The organism is Rhizobium sp. AG207R, from assembly GCF_027109195.1.
Classification (GTDB): domain Bacteria; phylum Pseudomonadota; class Alphaproteobacteria; order Rhizobiales; family Rhizobiaceae; genus Rhizobium; species Rhizobium dioscoreae.
Map to the genome: position 1 here is coordinate 277,121 of NZ_JAEPVT010000008.1, position 20,916 is coordinate 298,036.

The 20,916-nt window shown below is 57.2% G+C and carries 15 protein-coding genes; 10 read left to right on the forward strand and 5 right to left on the reverse strand.

What is annotated here, in order from left to right:
* Window positions 1–413: 413 nt before the first annotated feature.
* Together JJQ51_RS20960 and JJQ51_RS20965 are read left to right on the forward strand one after the other, a co-directional pair.
* Window positions 414–605: a hypothetical protein gene (locus tag JJQ51_RS20960; protein WP_269245257.1), complete on the forward strand. Its 192-nt coding sequence runs from the start codon at window positions 414–416 to the stop codon at window positions 603–605.
* Window positions 606–796: 191 nt separating this feature from the next.
* Window positions 797–3,361 (forward strand): sensor domain-containing protein, encoded by a 2,565-nt coding sequence (locus JJQ51_RS20965; protein WP_269245258.1) that lies wholly within the window; start codon window positions 797–799, stop codon window positions 3,359–3,361.
* Between the two features lie 115 nt (window positions 3,362–3,476).
* Here the strand turns inward: JJQ51_RS20965 and JJQ51_RS20970 are convergent, their stop codons facing one another.
* Window positions 3,477–3,719, reverse strand: coding sequence for a hypothetical protein (locus tag JJQ51_RS20970; RefSeq protein ID WP_269245259.1), 243 nt, complete (start codon window positions 3,717–3,719; stop codon window positions 3,477–3,479).
* Between the two features lie 33 nt (window positions 3,720–3,752).
* On the opposite strand from JJQ51_RS20970, the gene JJQ51_RS32985 reads away from it, so the two are divergent.
* From JJQ51_RS32985 to JJQ51_RS20980, 3 genes are all read left to right on the forward strand, one after another.
* A complete protein-coding gene (locus tag JJQ51_RS32985) occupies window positions 3,753–3,953 on the forward strand; it encodes a hypothetical protein (protein WP_442967336.1) in 201 nt (66 codons plus the stop codon).
* A 143-nt stretch (window positions 3,954–4,096) separates the two neighbouring features.
* Window positions 4,097–5,071, forward strand: coding sequence for a hypothetical protein (locus JJQ51_RS20975; RefSeq protein ID WP_269245260.1), 975 nt, complete (start codon window positions 4,097–4,099; stop codon window positions 5,069–5,071).
* Window positions 5,072–5,121: 50 nt separating this feature from the next.
* The gene (locus tag JJQ51_RS20980; RefSeq protein WP_269245261.1) at window positions 5,122–9,783 is read left to right on the forward strand and encodes a hypothetical protein; all 4,662 of its coding nucleotides are present in this window, start codon (window positions 5,122–5,124) and stop codon (window positions 9,781–9,783) included.
* A 1,100-nt stretch (window positions 9,784–10,883) separates the two neighbouring features.
* Here JJQ51_RS20980 and JJQ51_RS20985 read toward each other — a convergent pair.
* The 4 genes from JJQ51_RS20985 to JJQ51_RS21000 all read right to left on the reverse strand — a co-directional run bounded on the left by JJQ51_RS20985 (window position 10,884) and on the right by JJQ51_RS21000 (window position 14,338).
* Window positions 10,884–11,642, reverse strand: a complete 759-nt coding sequence (locus JJQ51_RS20985) for an SDR family oxidoreductase (protein ID WP_269245262.1) — start codon at window positions 11,640–11,642, stop codon at window positions 10,884–10,886.
* Window positions 11,643–11,677: 35 nt separating this feature from the next.
* Window positions 11,678–12,079 carry a nuclear transport factor 2 family protein gene (locus JJQ51_RS20990; protein ID WP_269245263.1) on the reverse strand — a complete coding sequence of 134 codons (402 nt, stop codon included), beginning with the start codon at window positions 12,077–12,079 and terminating at the stop codon, window positions 11,678–11,680.
* 154 nt (window positions 12,080–12,233) lie between these two features.
* On the reverse strand, window positions 12,234–13,139 hold the full coding sequence (locus tag JJQ51_RS20995; RefSeq protein WP_269245264.1) for a LysR family transcriptional regulator: 906 nt from the start codon (window positions 13,137–13,139) through the stop codon (window positions 12,234–12,236).
* 281 nt (window positions 13,140–13,420) lie between these two features.
* Window positions 13,421–14,338, reverse strand: coding sequence for a LysR substrate-binding domain-containing protein (locus JJQ51_RS21000; protein ID WP_269245265.1), 918 nt, complete (start codon window positions 14,336–14,338; stop codon window positions 13,421–13,423).
* A gap of 98 nt (window positions 14,339–14,436) precedes the next feature.
* On the opposite strand from JJQ51_RS21000, the gene JJQ51_RS21005 reads away from it, so the two are divergent.
* The 5 genes from JJQ51_RS21005 to JJQ51_RS21025 all read left to right on the forward strand — a co-directional run bounded on the left by JJQ51_RS21005 (window position 14,437) and on the right by JJQ51_RS21025 (window position 20,739).
* A complete protein-coding gene (locus JJQ51_RS21005; RefSeq protein WP_269245310.1) occupies window positions 14,437–15,915 on the forward strand; it encodes a carboxylesterase/lipase family protein in 1,479 nt (492 codons plus the stop codon).
* Between the two features lie 593 nt (window positions 15,916–16,508).
* The gene (locus JJQ51_RS21010; RefSeq protein WP_269245266.1) at window positions 16,509–17,528 is read left to right on the forward strand and encodes an amino acid ABC transporter substrate-binding protein; all 1,020 of its coding nucleotides are present in this window, start codon (window positions 16,509–16,511) and stop codon (window positions 17,526–17,528) included.
* Between the two features lie 131 nt (window positions 17,529–17,659).
* Entirely contained in the window at window positions 17,660–18,850 is a 1,191-nt protein-coding gene (locus tag JJQ51_RS21015; protein WP_269245267.1) for an amino acid ABC transporter permease, read from the forward strand.
* Window position 18,851: 1 nt separating this feature from the next.
* Entirely contained in the window at window positions 18,852–19,961 is a 1,110-nt protein-coding gene (locus tag JJQ51_RS21020; protein ID WP_269245268.1) for an amino acid ABC transporter permease, read from the forward strand.
* Window positions 19,962–20,118: 157 nt separating this feature from the next.
* Entirely contained in the window at window positions 20,119–20,739 is a 621-nt protein-coding gene (locus JJQ51_RS21025) for a carbonic anhydrase (protein ID WP_442967341.1), read from the forward strand.
* Window positions 20,740–20,916: the final 177 nt, after the last annotated feature.

The window sequence follows — 20,916 nt, forward strand, 5'->3', positions numbered from 1 at the left end:
CCGAGCGGTCCCCACAATTGAAAAGGATCGCAACGCGATATATTTGTTTTCCGCCGGAAATAGATCCAGCAACGGCCAATGGATCGCTCGGAAGCGCCTGCCACAGAATGGAAGATTTCTGGCGCAAAGTGCGGGTTCAGAACCTATTGGCTCGCGGGAGCGCAGACATGAGACTTGGGAGGTCGAACCAGTCTGCTTGCGTGCCATATTTGAATTGTTCCGTCTAACAGGGGAAACACCGGCAAGGATTCGGAGCATCAATTCACAGCAAAAAACTCACGCGAACGATAGAGGGAGCTTTGAAAACAAAAAGGCACAAACACGCGCGCGCGAAGGCCTTGGCGGTTTTCTACGATGATTGGGAGCTTTTGGATCGCGCGTCGAAACACCGCGCGCATAGAGCCTTCGATAGAATGATCACGGTCTACCTGGAGGAGCTCCGTGGTCGCATTTGTTTGAGCGAAGCTGTTGGTTTCATGTATCCACGGGACATCGAACGGCTGCAGGCCGGCCGAATAGCCCAGATCTTCGCCGGAAAACAGCACGATGGACGATTCATTCCCGTGTTTTCAGGAGATCCGTCGTTCATTGAGACAGAAAGCTGATTTCCGGGAATTTCGCTGATGCGGTTAGCTGGCGCGCTCAAGGTAGCAACCGGTCGCGATTTCGGTTCAGCTCTGTCCGGCCAAAGGTCAGATGAGCGGCGGATCCTGTTTTAAGCCCAATTAACGGCAAATTTATTCACATCGATGAAGCTCATTGTTCCATCACCTTTGGATCATTGGAGCGAACTCAATTGAATTCAGCCGCCGAGATAGCCGATCGCCTTCCAGAGGATGATTGCTCCTCGGTTGCGGTTTGGTTAGATACCACGAACTTCGCTGCAGCCGCCTTGCTTCCTAATGGAGATGTGATGGCTGTAAATGCCGCGTGTGCACATGTCGGCCAATTTCTTCCCGGGTTTCTCGTTGGAAGAAACATCCGCGACTTTCTCGATGCTCATGATGCCGTTATCTTCGATGCACAGCTCATGGCAGCGGTGGCGAAACCCGGGACCATCCGGATGGCGCAGATCCATTTGCGTAGTCACAACGGTTCGTCCTGGCATGTCTTGATCGAATTGGTGAGAGCGACCGACGCCGCGGGCGTATTGGCGCGTTTTATTCCGGCCGACGCACGTTCCGCTCAGGCTGCGGTGGAGACGGAGGCAGAAAGACCATGGAACTTCGCTCTACTCGCCAGCCGCACGGCCGTGTGGGATCATGATCTCGAGCGGCAGGAGACGTACTACTCAGATATATGGCGGGAGATCCGCGGCTTATCCGCGGAGGATCCTGTTCCTCAGTCGCTGGACGAACTGCTCGAGGAGATCCATCCGGACGATCGGCAAACGGTTATCGATGGCATTGGCGCGCAGCGATGTGGAGACGGAAGCCCCAGTGTATTTCAGTATCGCTATAAACATGGGCAGGGCCACTGGATCTGGATCGAATGCCGGGGTGGCTGTGTCAAATGGGATGCCAAAAATCGACCTCTTCGGGTCGTCGGTACTGACATAGATATAACGGCCAGAAGAAATTCGGAAGAGACACTCGAGCGGATATCGCGCCGCCTCAAACTGGCATTAGAAGCTTCCAGAATCGGTGTTTTCGAGGCCGATTTTGATCTGGGTACCGCCGAATGGGACGCGGGCATGTATCGGCTTTACAATGTCGAGCATCAAGGCGAAGTGAAGATTGGCGGTTTGTGGGAATCGATGTTGCATCCCGAGGATATGGAGCGGGTCTTCAGGAAGGTAGATCACCACGTCGCGAACCTTATCCCCTTTTCGGACGAGTATAGGGTAATTCTCCGTGACGGAACCGAGCATTTCATTCGATCCAGAACGCTACCCTTCATCGACACTGATGGCCATCGCAAGATGATTGGCGCCAATTGGGATGTCACTACCGATCTTGCCCTCCAGCGCGATCTTGAACACGCGAAGAAACTCGCGGAAGCCAGGAACGTCGAACTCGAATCCGCCAAAAAGCACATCGAATACGTTGCACTGCATGATCCTCTGACGGGCTTGCCCAACCGTCGATATCTGGAGGAAAAGATCCCTGCCATTGAGGCCGATTGCAAAGCAACCGGTTTGGGTGTCGCGTTGCTTCATTTTGATCTCGATCGCTTCAAGCAGATCAATGATACCCATGGGCACCATGCTGGCGATGTTCTGCTGCAGCATACCGCGAAGGTACTGAAGGAAAGTGTCGGACGGGACGAGTTCGTTGCTCGCCTTGGTGGCGATGAATTCATTGCCATCGTCGGATTTGACGGTTCGCTGGAACCGCTTCAAGCGATGTCGGCAAGCATTATAGAGGCACTGCGCAAGCCTGTGAATATAAATGGCATCGAGTGTCGCTCGGGTACGAGTATCGGCATCGCTTATGAAATGGGTCGCAACGTCGATGTACGCCGCCTCCTGGTTAACGCCGATATGGCGCTCTACCAAGCCAAAGAGCATGGGCGCAACCGCTTTGACTTCTACTCAAGTCAGTCGCATAACCGCGTGGTAACCGTAAAGCAAATCTCTGACGAGATTCTGGTTGGGCTTGAACGCAATCAATTCCTCCCGATGTATCAGCCCCAGTTCGATGCCGTAACACTTGATATTGTCGGTGTCGAAGCCCTCATCCGTTGGCGGCATCCAACGCGCGGTCTGCTCACACCAGGTGAATTTCTCGCGATTGCGGAAGAGATGAACGTCGTCAGCGACCTTGATCACCTGATCTTTTGCAAGGCCATGGAAGACATTGGGATTTGGGCCGAAAGCGGGATTTTTATTCCCAAATGCTCTGTCAACGTTTCTGCCCGACGTTTGCACGATCCCAAGCTCAAGACCTTGCTCAATATCGAGCCGCAGTTGGCCAGTCGGTTCTCCTTCGAACTTCTGGAATCTATAGTGCTCGACGAATTGGACAGGCCAATGCAGGAAAATCTCGATTGCATCCGCCAGCTCGGGATCGCGATCGAAGTGGATGATTTCGGCTCGGCACATGCCTCGATCATGAGCCTGCTGCATCTACGCCCGAGTGCGTTGAAGATCGACCGCCGTTTCATCCGTAACATCGACACGTCGCGAGAGCAGAGGGAACTGGTTGGCTCCATTATCGGCATGGGTCACTCTCTGGGTGTGAGGTCTACCGCGGAAGGCGTGGAAACGGATAGCCAGGCCACCATACTTCGAGATCTTGGCTGCGACATTCTCCAGGGATTTTGGTTAGCTAAACCCATGTTGTGCCAGGATTTGGTAGAGTTCGTTAAGGGGCAAGCCTGGCGTCGGAATGCTTCCGGGATGGCGCATGAGCACGGGTAATAGTTTCTTCCTGCGTCCGAAACCGAAATCGAGCGATCGGGCATCATGTCATGCCATTCAATGTCTCATGCGCACGATCAGGAGCCGCCGAGCGCCGCAAGGCAGTCGACGGCAGCTACGCAACCTTCGCGGCCAGCATTTCATTGATACAGTCTTCATTCCGTGCTTCCAGCTCCTGCATCGGAAAGGCTCGGATGAACATGCGGATTGTCTCGTCGAGATCGGCACCGGATTGCGACCAGCCTGGACCGCAACTGACCTGCTGGCCAGCTACGTCCTCGACCTGGAACAGGCCGCAGGTTTCGCCGGCCTCGTCATCGACGGCTCCCAAACCTTCACCGCCGGTTTGAGATCGCATGGCATGATTGCGCCTTGGATTGTCAACGCACCGATGAACCGGAGCATCTTCGAGACTTGGGTCGAGACACAACTTTCGCCGACCCTGTCTGCGGGAGACGTCGTCATTCTCGACAATGTCGGCTTTCACAAAAGCGAATGGGCCGAAGACCTCGTCGAAGCCCACGGCGCTGCGGCTAATTCTGCGCGGATAGTTGCTTCCAGACCAAAATCTAAGCCTGGTCGTCCCTCGTAACTCACGCGCCACCTGACCCCTATCAGGCTTGGACGCTTGATCCTGTCCCCGACTTCGCGCCATCGGAAGCGCTGCCCGATCCTAGAAGGACATCTAATGATCTCACGAAGGACAACGTTGTTCCCACCGACATCAGGTGCTGGTTGATCCAGTCAAGGCCTGTCGTATCGTCCGCTGCCTACGCATGCTGGGTCAAACTGGCGGCTGGACGTCTGCTCGCTGCGCTGGCTAACCAAGTCTATATCGGTGAAACGGGCACGGTCTATCAATTTGCGGGTCCGCCAGCCTGCAAGGTCCAGGTATCAGACGACGAGGTTGTTGGCATCCATGAGCGTCTCAATGAGGGAGCGACATGGGTATTTGCGGATGGGGCAAAGGATGCCGACACGCGACATCTGCTTTTGGCGACGGAGTGGGCGAGATCGCACGTTATCGCTGGTCCCGCCGGTCTTGGGCTCGGCAGCCTCGACTCCGCGCAGGCGGCCTATAGTGCATATGTAAAGTCCAGCAGCAAAGAGACGCTCAAGGCGATTGCCGAGCTGCGCAAGACCGTTACCGATGAGGCGCAGAAGGCGAGTCAGAAAGCGCAAGACATGACGTCGGCGCTATGGAAGGACTTGGCGGTTGCGACCACGCCCTTCGTCATCAAGGTCCTGCCCGACGCTGGCAAGGCGCCGAACCTCTGGATTGCGGGTTTCTTCGCATTCGGAGCAGCCGTGTTCCTGCTATTCTCGCTGCAGGTCCAGCTGTATTTGAACAGGAGATACCTGGCATCGCAGGCTAAAGCTCGGTTAGTGTGGAGCAAGCGCCTTAATCTGGTCCTCTCACAGGACGAGGTCCGTGAAATCAGCGACGATCCCATCGAAGGAAGTGTTAAGGACTACCATCGCGTCAAAATCGCTGTCGTCCTGATCTATGTCTTGCTCATCGGAGTCCTTATTCTGTTCGCGCTTAAGGAGTTCAGGGAGGCGGTGGCTGCGCCGAACGTAACGGCGAAGTCGGGCGAGCTGGCTCCCACGCCCGTGCGGCTCGCCCCCGGTAACGTCCCAATCTTTCTAAGAAGCGTCGAGAGTGTGGGTTTCCGTCGAGATCCATCAACGCCGAGCAATGGACAATGACGAACAAATTAGCCTTCTCGAACCTGACTATTACAACGTGACCTGCCGCCGTGAAGCTACCCGACATCGACTTCTCAAACATTCGCCCTCATGACGGAAGCCGCCATACGGGCTTCGAAGAGCTGTGTTCTCAACTGGCCTCACTAGAGGACCAACACGCTGGCGCAGTGTTCACACGCAAGGGACGCGGAGGCGATGCCGGTCTGGAGTGTTTCTATAAGCTCCCCAGCGGAGATGAACTGGGATGGCAAGCAAAATACGTCTTTGACTGGGATTCCAGCCTGAGTGCGCAGCTAGATAAGTCCGCTACGGCCGCCATTGAAAAGCATCCGAAGCTGACTCACCTAATAGTCTGTCTGCCGTTTGATCTGTCAGATTCACGTCCGGCGAAAGGAACAAGCGCACGACAGAAATGGGAGGCGTGGAAGGAAAAATGGGAAAAGTCCGCCAAGACCCAAGGCCACGCACTTACCATTTCGCTCTGGGGTAAGAGTGAGCTGAGCGGAAAGCTGACGATCGACAAGCCAGGATATTCTGGCCGCCTTCTCTACTGGTTCAGCAAGGAGATGCTGACCCGCGCGTGGTTTTCCGAACAATACGGCAAGGCCAGAGAAGCGCTCGGTTCTCGCTACACCCCTGATTCGAACGTGGAATTACCGATCCGCCAAGACTTTTTGGCCTTCGCTCGTGATCCGTACCTCGAAGCTACCGTTCAAGAGTGGGGATTGAGCATTGCCGACAAAGGGGCGACCACTCTGCGCTCGGCGTTGCGGGCCAACAACAATACGCCTGCATCCCAAACAAGGGCGCTGAGCGATGCGATATCAGCTCTCAACATCGCCTTTGACGGGGATGCTATCGGCCCTGAGGCGTTGTATCCTTTGGAGCGATGGGTGAAGGCGGTTCGCGAGTGTTACACAGCCGTGCGCGATGCTCTCGCCTGGGTCTATACGCTGCCCGAAGGCAATTCCGACCATGGCGTCACCGATCAAGCGTGGGCTCGCGAAAGCCTCTATCGATTTGGTGATCTGCTCAGTGACGTTGAAGCCGCTCTGAGCTCCAATCGATGGCGGTTGGTAAACGTGCATGCAGTACTGCTCCAAGGCAGCGCCGGGACCGGAAAGTCTCATTTGCTGGCCGATGTAGTGGAACATCAGGTTCATGCTAACCGGCCCGCAGTCTTGGTCCTTGGTAGCGCCATGATCGAAGGCGAACCATGGCGGCAGGTCATGGAGCAATTGGATCTGCCCGCCGGTCTTCAAGCCAAACAGTTTTTGGGAATGCTCGATGCCGCAGCTCAAGCCGCTGATGTTCGTGCGCTGGTTTGTATTGACGCTATCAACGAACGGCACGGACCAGATATCTGGCCGGAGCGCCTCGCGGCATTTTTGAAAACCGCGGAGCCTTTCCCGCGTGTTGGTATCGTGCTGTCGTGTCGATCAACCTACGTGGCTCACGTGGTGCCGGATACCCTCGATAAAGAGCAACTGCCCCGGGTGGTGCATAAGGGGTTCGGCGGTCGGAGCGGTGAGGCAGCGAATGTCTACCTGGCAAAGCGCGGAATCGTTCGGCCAGGAGCGCCGAACCTTGTCCCTGAGTTCCTTAACCCCCTGTTCCTGAAGACATGTTGCGACTTCCTTGATCGCGAAGGAAAGAATGAGCTGCCCCGCGGGCTACGGGGCGTCGGCGCAATTTTTGGCTTCTACAATCAAGCCGTGGTGCGCGCCATCACGCGGCGAATGAAGCTGGACCCCCATCTAGAGTTGGTTGAAACCGCTTTGACTCGCTTTGCGGACACACTGGTCGCTTGCGGAGAAAATTACGCGCCGAAGCCGGAAGTCATATCTGCGCTCGAAGCAGTACTCCCGTCCAATGGCGGTTTGGATCGAAGCTTGCTCGCTCAGTTCGAGAGCGAAGGTGTGTTAGCGATCGAGTTAGTTCGACAACACGACGGATCGGTGAGCCCGATGGTTCGCTTCACGTTCGAGCGATACAGCGATCACGCTATCGCCGGCCGCCTGCTTCGAGAGCATTTGGACAGCACCAATGTTGAAGCGTCCTTTGCGCCTGGAACACGCCTGGGTGAGCTGACATTTGGTGCGGAGAACACCCGATACGCCGGCGTAATCGAGGCGATCGCCATTCAGCTGCCCGAGCAGGTAGGTGTGGAGATTGTCGATCTCCGGTCAGAGCATGACTGGACCATTCAGCGTGCCTTTGCCGAGAGCCTACTATGGCGCGAACAATCCTATTTCACCGATAGAACTCTGACGCTCGTCCAGAAGCTCAATGATAAAAACCGGGTCCGTGATCTCCTCGTCTCGGTCGCCACCGAGCCCCGCAATAAATTCAACGCGGACCACCTACATCAGGCCCTGCTTCCTCGCGCCATGCCCGAACGGGACGCCGATTGGACAGCGTATCTCAATGGACGTGGCGACGAGGAAGACGCGGTTGGGGTTCTCATCGGATGGGCGATGCAGAGCGGCATGGGCACCATCGACGATGAGCGCGCCCGACTGACCGCGCTGGTATTGGGATGGTTCTTGACCAGCTCCAATCGCATGGTGCGGGACAGGACGACGAAGGCGTTAGCCTGCATCTTTGCGACACGCCTCGCTCTCGCCGCAGCCACCCTGCGCGCATTCGCTCTGGTAGACGATCTATACGTTCATGAGAGGCTGTTCGCCGCCGTATACGGAGCGGCCCTTCAGGGCAAATCGACGGAAGGCTTATCCGAGCTGGCAGAGGTGACGTACGAACTTGTGTTCGCGAGTGGGTCGCCACCGCTCAACGAATTGCTGCGCGATCACGCCCGCGGTCTGCTGATCTACGCCGAATGGCGTGGGCATGTTCCGACTTTAGTGAATCTTGCTAGTGTGCAGCCACCTTACCGTAGCCCTTGGCCGATCGAGTATGTCCCCGACGCAGTGATCGAGAGCTACAAGCAGAACTATAATGGCTCGTTCTTTGGCGATGCTATCACAAGCTCCGTCATTAATGACGGCGATTTCGCCCGCTACGTCATCGATCATAAGATCGATCGGTGGGCACCCGTTCCCCTATCCGCCTCCGAATGCCCGCGCGCCTCGGATTTGGCGAGGGGATGGGTGCAAGAATTTATTCCCACCGCTACGGCTGAGCAGCTTGAGACCTATGATGCCATGATGGCGGCCGCTAAGGCGGCCAGCAGTCAGATAGGCTACCAGGAAACTCCGGAGCGCACGGCGCTCAAGGCTGCAGAAATGGCATTCCAAAAGTCGATATCGAGCGATACGTGGGAAGAATATCGAGTCACCGCGAGGCAATACCGCCACTGGCTATTCTCCGATCAGTCGCACGACTACTCTGCTCGCTTCAACCAAGGCTGGGCCCGTCGCTGGATATGCAAGCGGGCGCATGAGCTAGGCTGGACACCCGAGCGATTTGCTGCGCTCGAACGCGACCCCACTCATGACCGACACGACCATCGAGTAGAGCGGATCGGCAAGAAGTATCAATGGCTGGCGCTGGGTGAGCTGGTTGCCAGAATGGCCGATAACCTGCTCTTCATGGGGGATAGTTACGGCAACGATGGTCCGCGATCCTACACCGGTGCGCGAGAAATCGGCCTCCGTGACATCGATCCTTCGCTGTTGGTGACGAAGACACATTACGACGGCTGGAAAGAATGGCCGCGTACGTGGTGGGTGCCCGTCCAGCCCCGGCTTCGCCAAATCACGCCACTGGAACGCCTAGCTTGGCTCGACAGCGAAAATGACTTGCTAAACGACGCCTCATTCATCGATCTTACAGATCCCAAGACCGGGCGCCGGTGGTTGCCCCTGCACAGTTTCGCCTCGTGGCGGCAGTCCGGTATCGACGGTGAGAACAAAGAGATGCAGCGGGACACCTGGTATCGCGTTAGCTGCATCGTCGTGGCCAAAAAGGATGAGGCGAAGGTCGCGAAAAAGTTGAAGACGCGGATTGTTACCAATCCGAGCAGCATCCCCGAATTTCACTTCGACAGACACTATTACCTTGGCGAGTATCCTTGGCATCCTAGCCTGGATGGTGCAGAAGATTGGGTGCAACCTGATAATTGGAATCAGTTTGCCGCTCCCGTGCGCCCAACCACAAGCGAGTATTATTGTGAGCGCGGCGGCTATGATTACTCAATCGATGACACGGTGCGGATTGAACTGCCAGCGCCTTGGCTCGCAAACGCAATGGGTCTCAGGCTTTCCGATGGTAGGAAGCCGACCTTCGTCGACATCTTGGGCGTCACTCGGTTCTTCGATCCGTCCGTCATCGAGCCTGGCTATCAGGCAGCCTTGGTGGACCGTGAGGTGTTCCTAAGCATGCTGGATCGTGAAGGACTGGCTGCCATTTGGATCATAGCCGGAGAAAAGGGTGTGTTCGGGGGCCCCGGCTATAACAGCGGATTTGGCGGTCGCGTCCTGCACACTGCGATCTACAGACTGGGAGCCAAGGGGTTCACCCGAACTTTCCACACCGACCGAGAATATCCTGACGAGGGGCAACTCACCGCACTTCTCGGAGAACGGCCCTCCGACGAGCTGCTTGCGCATTACGCGAGGCCGCGTGTGGTTCGGACTCACAAGGAGATTGCATCTTCGATAGAAGACGGGGATCTGGCGGAGCTGCATCGCCAGCTTATCGATGGCCAGCTGCCCGACGAGCTAACCAATTCAAGCGAGCGTCCCAGCTAACAACCTCGCACCGGCGGTATTATCCTTACCCCAGAAGCACGCGTCGCCAACAAGTGTGTTCAAGACGATCTATAATGAGCCCGGTGTTGCCGGGCATTCTCTGGCCCTATCGCTTCAAAGCGCAGCACGGGACGGTAATGTCTGTCGCCGTCTCGCCGCAGCCAGCAAATTGGGACCGGACTATCGAAGGCGGACGCTCGCCCTGCTCGAAGAACTTGACGCCTCGCAGCAGATTGGGGCCAGAACAAGATCAGTGCGAAATCGTACGATAACAGAATTCGTACAGATTTTCCGTAACTTACGGCCTGTGCTGCAACATGAAGCTTTAGGGTGAAATCCTACTTAGCGCACGTTTTAGGGAACGAATGTCGATCTCCAGCATCACTTTCCCGCCTAAGCGTACTATTTCGCACTGATCTTGTTCTGACCCCTAAATGGCCGGTTAATCTGCCAAAGTAGTGCTAGGCTTTGGGGTTCCGCCACATTGGTGAAAGAGGTCATCGTGGGCGTATATAAGTTCTGAACGAGGTCGAGCTCGTTGGAGCGATGGCCATCTGTGTTTGCCCGAATGCTGATATAAAGTCGAATAGCCGAGAGATCGTCATCTCCCGGCAAGCATTTGATCTCAGCGGGATTCTCGGTGCTGCTGATTTGGCAATTACCAACGGCGGCGCGGGTTTGCTGACGCGATGCATGACCATGGGAATCCCAATGCTCCTGGCACTACGCTTCCCGAATAACAACTCAGTGCTCGTCGTGTCGTAGATATCGGCGCCAGAAAGAAGGTAGCGACCGACAGCGGTCAGGAGCTTCAGGCATTAATCAAAATGTTGCTGGAGGACACGGCGTACAGGCAGACAGCGGCCACTCTTGCCCGGAAGCTCTGCAGCAACATTCAAGGCGAACCGCTGACGGCTGTGGTTTTGCGCATAGGACGATTAGGTCGCGGCTGACGAACTTTGGAGTATCTCATGGCAGTGGCCATACCCGAAGGTATGGCCACTGCCGGCATCGATCGCTTGGCCTATGTCTTGCTCGGCAAGCCGCATGGCCTCGTTGGTCACCCGTCTGCTTCTTCGACAGCGCCGGTAATTGTCGTCTCAGCCTTCAGCGAAGCGTGCAGACGCAAATTCGTTGAAGCTGTTGACGAGGGCATGTTCATTTGGGCCGGCATTCGCTCTAAACGCCTTCGCACCCTCAACCAGGATCTCGTCGGAGTCGGTGCCGAGTACTGCCATCGTCTCCTCAAGGAACTGGTCGAGCGGCATTGCCTCCGCGGCCTCTCGGCTGTTCATAAGGTCAGTCCGCACCCAGGGCGGGGCGATCTCTAGCACGCGAACGCCGGAATCCTTCAGGAGAAAGCGTTGCGACAACGCATAGGAATGAAGAGCAGCCTTTGTCGCCGAATAGACGGCCGTAACAGCCATCGGGACGAAGCCGAGTACCGAACTGGTGTACGCGACGACAGCGTCGTCCTTGCCTTTCAGGTGCTCGATCAGGGCCGATGTCATGCGGATTGGTCCGACGAGATTTGTAACAACGGTATCGACCATGAGCTTGTCGTCGATCCGTCCGGCAGCTTGATCCGGCAACATGATCCCGGCATTGTTGATGACGACATTGAGATCAGGATGCTCGGCGATCAAGCGGGAGGCTACAGCGCTGATGCTGTCAGGATCGGTGATGTCGAGTTCGACCGCGGACATACCGGGGTTGGCGGCGATAACTTCATCGAGATTGGCGCGACGGCGACCGGAAATGATGACCTTGTTGCCGCGCTGATGAAGCGCCTCGGCAAGGCCGCGTCCGATGCCCGATCCGCCGCCGGTGATGAAGATGGTGTTGCCTGAGAGTTTCATGGCGTTTCTCCAAAAAAGTGCTGTGGGTGAGGTGGTCAGTGGGGAAATTTGTCGCCGAACATCGGCAAGCCGCTAAGGGACTCCGCTTTGGTCGCCTCGTCCTGAAGGACGTCCCAGTGCTCGGCGAGCTTACCGCCGTCGATGCGCACAACGTCGGCGGCAATCCAGGCGGCCGGTCGGCCGCTGCCGGAGAAACGCCCGTGCGCGATCACATAGTCGCCTTCCGCCACGATGAGCTGGTTTTCGTATTTCAGCGTATCGGGAAGCGAGCGGACCAGGTTGAACAGGCCATCGCGGCCGGGTGCGATATGCGCGCTGTGCTGGATATAGCGATCTGACCAATATCGTTCGGCGGCAGCATAGTTGCGCTTGTTGAACAGCGTATTGAAGGCTTCAAGAACGAGCGCCTTGTTCTGCTCCGGTGTTGTCTTGGACATGATCAAGAGACCTCACATTGATGTTGTGTGAGGTGAAGATCGGCCTTCCCGGCTTCTGTCGGTAGCCACTGGATTCCGCTAATTTCTATGCATGGAATACATCAATCGATGGTGAGGCGATCTCCTTCGGAACCCGTTGGAGCCGTCTCCGAGGTCAGAGCGATCCATTGATCGCTGTGCGCCGGAAGTCGGCGGCAAGGTGATCGATGGCAGCCCGTGCTGCGGCGCGTGTGGCCCGCCCCATCGGGAAATAGGCGTGGACGGGAATGCCGGCCAAGCTCCAGTCGGTAAGCAGGCGCACCAAGCTGCCGTCCTCGAGTTCGCGGCGACAGGCCCAGCCGCTCGTCGATGTAATCCCGAAACCTGCTACCGTGGCCGCGATGGCACCCTCGTTCTCGTCGGTCGAAAAGTGTGGTTCCAGCTTGATTGCCGCTTGCTGGCCGTTCCGCTCAAATCGCCAACCGGTCGGTACAGCGGCGGCGGTGCCGCCGACGATACGATGCCGGACAAGGTCGTTGGGTGTCTCCGGCGTGCCATGGCGCGCGAGATAGCCGGGCGATGCGACGATGACGCGGGGGATCGTCGCGATGAGCCTGGCGGTTGCCGTGGAGTCGACAAGGCGGCCAAGCCGTATGGCGACATCAACGGCATCCTTGATCAAATCCTGGCGCTGGTCGCCGAGCTGCACTTCGAGGTGCAGTTTCGGGTGCCGTTCGGCGAACGAGGCAAGGCGGGGAATGACATCGCGAATGCCAAAGCTGGTCGGCGTGGTGATCCTGAGTACCCCCCGCAATTCCTCGCCCTCGCGTACGCTCTGCTCGGCGTCATCCAACGCCAGCAGAATGGGCTCGATGCGGGCCAGGAATTCGGCGCCGGCTTCGGTGAGCACGACCGCCCGCGTGGTGCGTGTTAACAGCCTTGCACCAAGCTCAGCCTCGAGATCGGCGACGATCCGCGACGCCTGAGACTGTGACAGGCCGCATTCCCGTGCCGCAGCCGAGAAGCTGCCCAAGCGAGCAACTCTGGTATAGAGACGAAGGGCAAAATTATCCTTGATCAAATATCGCAAACTCCCGCGTCGGCGTGGCGGCCACGCAAGCAACGATATTACTGTATCGAATGTCCGAAAAGATTCGAACCATCGCTTTCGAAATCGAGCGCTGATCGGGCTGTCCACCGGGCAATTGGCGTTGCATCCGAGCCGATCGGCCCATCAGAGTGCAGGAATGGATCGAGGTCAGTAGCGCCTTTGTCGAGCCCATTGATCCTACTGAGATTATCGAGTCTGGCCTCGGCATCGAGAAACTGACGGCCGTATAGCAGACATAACAGGATTAAGCGTTAATGGCGTGAACTGAAGGGACCGAGTATTGTCGGCAGGCGTTTCTCGATCAGCGTTAGGAACTGCCTGGCGGCTACGGTCAAGGTTCTGCGGCTCGGATAGACGACGTAAATATCGGCAGCAGGCGGGCTCCATTCGCTCAATATCTCCACCAGCTCGCCGCCTTGGACTTGATCTTCGCACAGGGCGGTCGGCAGCGCTGCCACACCGACTCCTCGCATTACTGCTGTTATCAATGCGCTGAGCTGTGTAGTGGAGAAGCGTGGTTCAAAGGTGACACGACGCGTCTCCTTCCCCCTGCGTAGCAGCCATGCCCATGAGGTTGAATATGGCCCGAAGCCAAGACTATCGACGCCGGCCAGTTCGTCAGGCGCGGTGGGCGGGGCCCGGCCGCCGAACACCGATGGTCTCGCAACGAGCCGATAGGGCGTTGACGCGACTTTCCGGGCTATGACATCGATATCCGGTAGAGGCTCGAAAGCGGCATGAATAACGAGATCTGCTGCCACAAGACGCGGATCTAGCAGCCATGCCGTCTCCTCCAAGTGCAATCTCACCTTTGGGGCGGCGTCAACGAACTCGGCGGCAAGCTGCTCGATGATGATCGAACCGAGCAGAGGTGGACACACCACGTGCAGAGAACCGGCAACCACATTGGCGGCGCGGTCCGCCATTTCGAATACCTTATCGGTCTCTCGTACCACTCGGCTGCATTGGTCATAGCATTCGCGCCCGAAGCTGGTGAGCACAAACCGCCGCGGTCCGCGGTGAAACAGCGGCACGCCGAGTCGTTTCTCCAGATCGCCGAGCCGTCGCGCAAGCGTGGATTTCGGCACGTCGAGACGTCGGCTTGCCTGCGATATGCCGCCGCAATCGACGACCATTTTGAATGTGTAGAGCTCGTCAAGACCTTTCACTGTTGTTCCGTATTTGGGACAAAGCCGTCCCAATCTTAGGACACAATCAGCCCACTTCCAATGGTAAAATCCGAACATTCAAACACAGGAGAAGTACCATGACGGAAGAGACGCAGAATAGAAGCCTTGTCATCGAAACCCCCTATGGGCCGATCGTCGGCAGGAGATCGGACGGCGTGATCGCGTTCACTGGCGTCCCCTATGCGCTACCGCCGATTGGGCCACGACGCTTTCGTCTACCCGAACCCATCCACCCGTGGAACGAGCCGCTGGATTGCACTCGGCAAAGCTCGATCGCGCCACAACTGCCGTCGCGGTTGGCCAAGGTCATGGGCGATTATCCGGCGCAACAAGACGAGGATTGTCTGCATCTCGACATCTGGGTTCCGGAGAAGCGATCGGCCAAAACTCCCATCTTCGTTTTTCTGCATGGTGGGGCCTTCATGACCGGCGGTGGCTCATTGCCGTGCTATGACGGTGCGTTGCTCGCAAGGAACGCTGGGATGATCGTTGTGACCATCACCTATCGGCTGGGGGCGCTGGGTTTTCTTCCGATAAGAGGCGTGGCGCCTGGCAACCTCGGTCTTCACGACCAGGTCGCGGCGCTGCGGTTCATCCGTGACATCGCGCCGGCCTTTGATGGTGATGTGGCAAACATCACGGTTTCTGGCCAATCGGCGGGCGCCCTTTCGATCGCACTGCTTCTCGCCGCACCCGGACAAGACGCATTGTTTAATAGATCGATCATCATGAGTGCACCGCTAGGCCTCGACCTGCCAAATTTGGATGTGGCGGAGCGTATAGGTGAGGAATATATGCGCGCACTTGGTTTGGAGTCCGGCGATCGCCGCGGCATCGAGGCCCAGCCGATCGAAAGACTGATGGCAGCCCAACTCGAAGTCGCTAAGGCCCATGTTCCTCCTCCGGGCGACTTGACGCCTGCATTCCTGCCGGTGATCGACGGCAACCTTATTTCTATGCAGGCGCGAGATGCACTTCAGGGTGGCGTCGCTGCGGGGCGTGCCATCATGATCGGCACGACACGTGAAGAGATGACCTCGTTTTATCTCGGCAACGAGGCGCTGGCAAAGATCGCGGACGAAGTCGCCACTGTCGCCTTCCGCCGCCGTTTTGGCGCAGATGCAGAGAGCGCGATGCGCAGAGCTCGCGCAAGACGCGTGCCGGGTACAGCTCTCGCCTTGCTGACCGATCTTATGACCGACGAGGTCTTTGTCGGGTCGAGCCTTTCTGTGGCGCAGGCGCAAGCCAAAAGCGGGCACTCGGCCTATGTCTACCGATTCGACTGGCAGTCTCCAACGCCAAATATTCAGGCCTGCCATTGCATCGAGCTTCCATTCCTGTTCGCGAACTTCGACACATGGCGCGTCGCGCCGATGCTCGCTGGAGCCGATAGGAATGAACTCGCCGATCTCAGTCGAATTTTCCAAGGCGCACTTGTAGCATTTGCGAGAAGCGGCAAGCCCGAGGCATCGGATCTGCCCGCCTGGCCCGTCTATGGCACCCGACAGATCGTTCAGCATTTCGGAACCCTAGTTCAAGCGGCTTCTGCAGCCTGAACGGAATGATCGTGGTCCAAACGAATTGGCGCGCCCTTGATGTTACATGCGGCGCGCTCAGCAACCAGTTTCGCGGCAAATGCGATCGATGAGCGCGCGTCTACGCCCTGAGCCATTCTCTGGCTGCCTGTTGCATCCCTCCAGGTGGGGCATGCCGAGGGGCGACATTCTCCCCGCATTGTTGATCGCGATCTACGGCGCGCCCCAAACCGACTAGCTCGCGGTCGGCCGCGATCTCCATGCGGCCGGTACGATGTCGCACTTGATCCGAGCTCATGAGCAAGTTCTCATCGTGAAGGTTGTCTCTGAAAAACTCTTAGAGGATGTTGGCGCAAAGCTGCGTGCGAATCTATGGAGCGCAATCCGCTTACCCAGGTGTGGATCGCGGCGTGAACCGAACGTCCTCAAGATAAGCAGACTGTCCTTGTCACTCCTCGATCCGATTCATGGATCGATCGAATCTTACGAATGGTTTCTTCAGAAGCTCCGAAAAGTTGGATTCGGAATCTTCAAAGATCGCTTAGAAACGGTCAGGACTGGTCTCTCGGCCGCTCCCGTGCACCAAGAAGCAAGCAAAAATAAAGGGGAATTCCATGAAGACGATCCTGACGATCGCTGGCGCGATGATCTGCGTCAGTATGCTGGCTGGCACAGCCTCCGCTGGGCCGACACTCGATGCCATTAAGAAGAACGATTATGTCCGTTGCGGTGTCAACACCGGCCTCGGCGGGTTCAGCATACCGGACAGCAGCGGCAAATGGACCGGCCTCGACGTCGACATTTGCCATGCCTTCGCTGCGGCGACGCTCGGGGATGCCAGTAAGGTGAGGTTCGTGCCGCTGAGCTCGGAACAACGGTTTACGGCCCTTCAATCGGGCGAGATCGACGTCCTGTCGCGAAACACGACCTGGACCATCACACGCGAAGGCAATCTCGGCGCTCTGTTCGGACCGGTGACTTATTATGACGGCCAGGGCTTCATGATCGCAAAGAAGCTGGGTGCAACGAGCGCAAAGCAGCTCAATGGCGCGAGCTTCTGCGTCCAGCCTGGCACCACGACCGAGATGAATCTCGCCGACTATTTTGCCAGCAATGACATGACGTATTCGTCCGTGGTTATCGACAGTATCGCGCAGGTCAACGCGGCGTTCTTCTCCGGCCGCTGTGACGTTTATACCGACGATGCGTCGGCGCTTGCTGCGGTTCGCGCAGCGGCACCCAACCCCGACGATTACTTGATCCTTCCCGAACGCATCTCGAAGGAACCCTTGGGCCCGGTGGTACGCCAAGGCGACGACGAATGGTTTAACATCGTTCGCTGGACCGTGTTCGCGATCATCCAGGCGGAGGAGTGGGGGATGACCTCCAAGAACCTCGACACATTCAGCGGCAGTAAGAATCCTGATGTTCAACGACTGCTGGGAGTTGTCGCTGGGATCGGCAAACCCGTGCATCTCGACGACAAGTGGGCTTACAACGTCATCAAGCAGGTCGGCAACTATGGCGAAATATTCGACCGGAACGTCGGTGCCAGCTCATCCCTGAAGCTTGATCGCGGGCTCAATGCCCTCTGGACCAACGGCGGCATGATGTACGCGCCCCCCGCTCATTGAGCCGCCGGTGACGCCGCGGAATCCTCCGCGGCGTCACATTGGGCCGACAAATGCTGCCGGTTGGAGATTCGCGCGGCGCCCGGTTTCCCGTGGCGAGCATTTAACGACCATCTCACAAGGAGGATTAAGAGTTGGCGATTGTTGATCGAGCGCAGCCGGCCGTGCCGAAGCCAGTTTCATTTATTTACGACCCTCGGCTTCGCGGCCTGGTCTATCAAGTTTTGGTGGTCGGTCTGGTGTTCGGCGGTGCCTGGTACCTGGCGTCGAACGCACTTGAAAACCTGGCACGCCAGTCCATCACGACCGGCTTCGGGTTCCTTACCCATCGCGCGTCATTCGACATCACACAGCACCTCATCTCCTATTCAGCAGCGTCTGACTATTTACGAGCCCTCGAAGTGGGCTTTCTAAACACGATGCTCGTGGCGATCCTCGGCATCGTATTGGCAACGGTGCTTGGCACAACCGTCGGCATGCTGCGATTGACGAAAAACTGGATGGTGGGACGCATCGCGGCAGCATACGTCGAGCTCGCGCGTAACCTGCCTTTGTTGTTGCAGCTCTTCTTTTGGTATGGCTTTGTCACGATAAGCCTCCCCGGACCGCGCGAAGCGCTCAGGCCACTGCCGGGAGTGATTCTCAGTAACCGCGGTCTGATGTTACCCGTCCCGCAGTCAGCGCCGATCTGGGTTTGGGTCGCCGTAGCGCTCTTGGTCGCCTTGGGGCTCGCCATCGGATTTCGGATATGGGCAAGGCGTCGCCAGGACAGAACGGGCCGGCCACTACCGAGTGGACTTGTCGCAGCTATTACGATCGTCGCGTTACCGACGCTCACCTGGCTCTTAGGCGGCGCGCCCACGGAGATGGATACCCCCAAACTTGCCGGGTTCGCTTTCGACGGGGGCGTCACCCTTTCCCCCGAATTCGTCACGATCCTATTTGGCCTGGTCATCTATACTGCCGCCTTCATCGCTGAAGTCGTTCGCGCGGGTATTCTTGCCGTGAATTGGGGACAGAGCGAGGCTGCGTTGGCGCTTGGTCTGAAACGTGGCCAGATCCTGAGGCTCGTCGTCGTGCCGCAGGCCTTCCGCGTAATCGTCCCCCAGCTGACGAGCGAATTTCTCAACCTGACAAAAAACAGCTCACTGGCGGTAGCCGTCGGCTATCCGGACCTCGTGTCGATCACGAACACAACAATCAACCAGACCGGCCAGGCCATCGAAGGCATTTCGATCATCATGATTGTGTACCTCACGATTAGCCTGCTGATCTCGGGTTTCATGAATTGGTTCAATGCGCGTGTCGCATTAACGGAGCGCTGAGATGTCAGAAAAGACCGTATTCAACACATCTCCTGGGATCACTCCGCTGCTGCAGGTTTCCACCACGGTTCGCTGGATGCGCGAGAACCTCTTCAGTTCGCCCCTCAATGCTGTCCTCACCTTGCTGTCGGCCTGGCTGATCTGGAAGACTGTTCCCGCCTTTTTCGACTGGGCTGTCGTCAGGGCCGTCACCGGAGCCAAGACGGCGGCGGCCTGCCGTGCACCGGACGCCGGAGCCTGCTGGTCCTTCGTCTACGAGAAATGGGGCTTCATACTGTTTGGAGTATATCCGATCGACCAACAGTGGCGACCCGCGATCGTTGTTGTGCTGACCGTCGCGCTCCTGATTGCAAGCTGCAACCGAAGCCTCTGGGGCAAAGGCCTCGCGGTGCTTTGGCCGTTGGGCATCTTGATTGGAGGGGTTCTCATGTGGGGTGGCGTCTTCGGACTCCCCTTTGTCGAAACAACGCAATGGGGTGGCCTTCCGCTGACGCTAATCATTGCGATCATAGGGATGATCGCCGGGTTCCCGTTAGCCGTGGCGCTGGCGTTGGGTCGGCGCTCGAACTTGCCGGCGATCCGTGCGATTTGCGTCGGTTTCATCGAACTGTTGCGAGGTGTGCCTCTGATCAGTGTGCTTTTCATGGCCTCTGTGATGATCCCGCTGTTTTTGCCGAGGGATGTGACCATCGACAAGCTCCTGCGCGCCCTGGTGGGTTATTCAGTTTTCTTCTCGGCTTACCTTGCCGAAGCGATCCGGGGTGGTTTGCAGGCGATCCCGAAGGGCCAGTATGAAGCCGCCGACAGCCTCGGCCTGAGCTACGGGCAAAAAATGTTCAAAATCATTCTGCCACAGGCGTTGAAGCTCGTGATAGCACCAATGGTCAACAACTTCATTGGCCAGTTCAAGGATACGTCATTGGTCATCATCATCGGCATATTCGATCTGATGATGACAACAAGGACGGCTTTGTCGGATCCGGCATGGCTAGGCTTCTATCGAGAAGCCTATCTCTTCATCGGGATGATCTATTTCAGCTTCTGCTTCTTCATGTCGCGCTATAGCCAGTGGTTGGAAACGCATCTGCATCGCGGGCACCGCCGCAGCTGATATTCAGCTTGGCGCTTTTGACCTTGCGGTCATCCGAGCAATCGACGCCTTCAAAAGCCGGAGCCGATTGACTGTCGGATTCGCTTCCTGGCTGGTCTCATGTGCTTCGTCGCTGACGATGTGACCAGGTTACTGGTGCTCGAAGTGATTGGGCGAAATACAAACGTGTCACTCAACGGAGCCACTGATGATCGATGACCTCTTCACAAGGAACAGGCAGTGGTCCGTAGAGCGGCGAGCAGAAAGGCCAGATTACTTTGAGCGTCTGTCGCAGTTGCAAAAACCCGAGTATTTGTGGATCGGCTGCTCCGACAGCCGGGTTCCTGCTAATGTTATTGCTGGCCTGGAGCCAGGCGAAGTCTTCGTGCATCGCAACGTCGCCAATCTCATACACCCGACTGACCTGAATATGCTGTCGGTCGTCGAGTATGCCGTCCATCACCTAGGTGTGAAACATTTCATCGTCTGCGGTCACTACGGCTGCGGCGGCGTTCGCGCTGCAGTCAGCGGCGAGCCGTCGCGGCTAATTGAGCACTGGTTACAGCCCATTCGCGATGTGTCGGATCAGAAGTTCCGATGCCGCGAATGCGAGGCGTGGAACGACAAGGATCTGGAAAGGCTGTGCGAAGCATCGATTGCGGAGCAGGTCCGACGCCTGGGAAGCACACCGACGCTGAAATCTGCATGGGCGGCCGGGAAGATAGTCTCGATCCACGGCTGGGTTGACGGGTTGAAGGATGGATTACTCACCGATCTCGGGGTCACCTTAAGCTCTTGAGCTGGCGCAGTTCATCAAGATCCTTCTGCCTGCTTCGGGCCAACTCACACCACCAAACACTTACGAGCTTGTTGCCACCTCTGTCTCAAGAAACCATCCTCCTTTCAGCCTAGTTGGAGTTTTATATCCGGCGAAGAGCCACGGCGTCTGCGGTAATTCACCGGCAAGGAGTGGCTG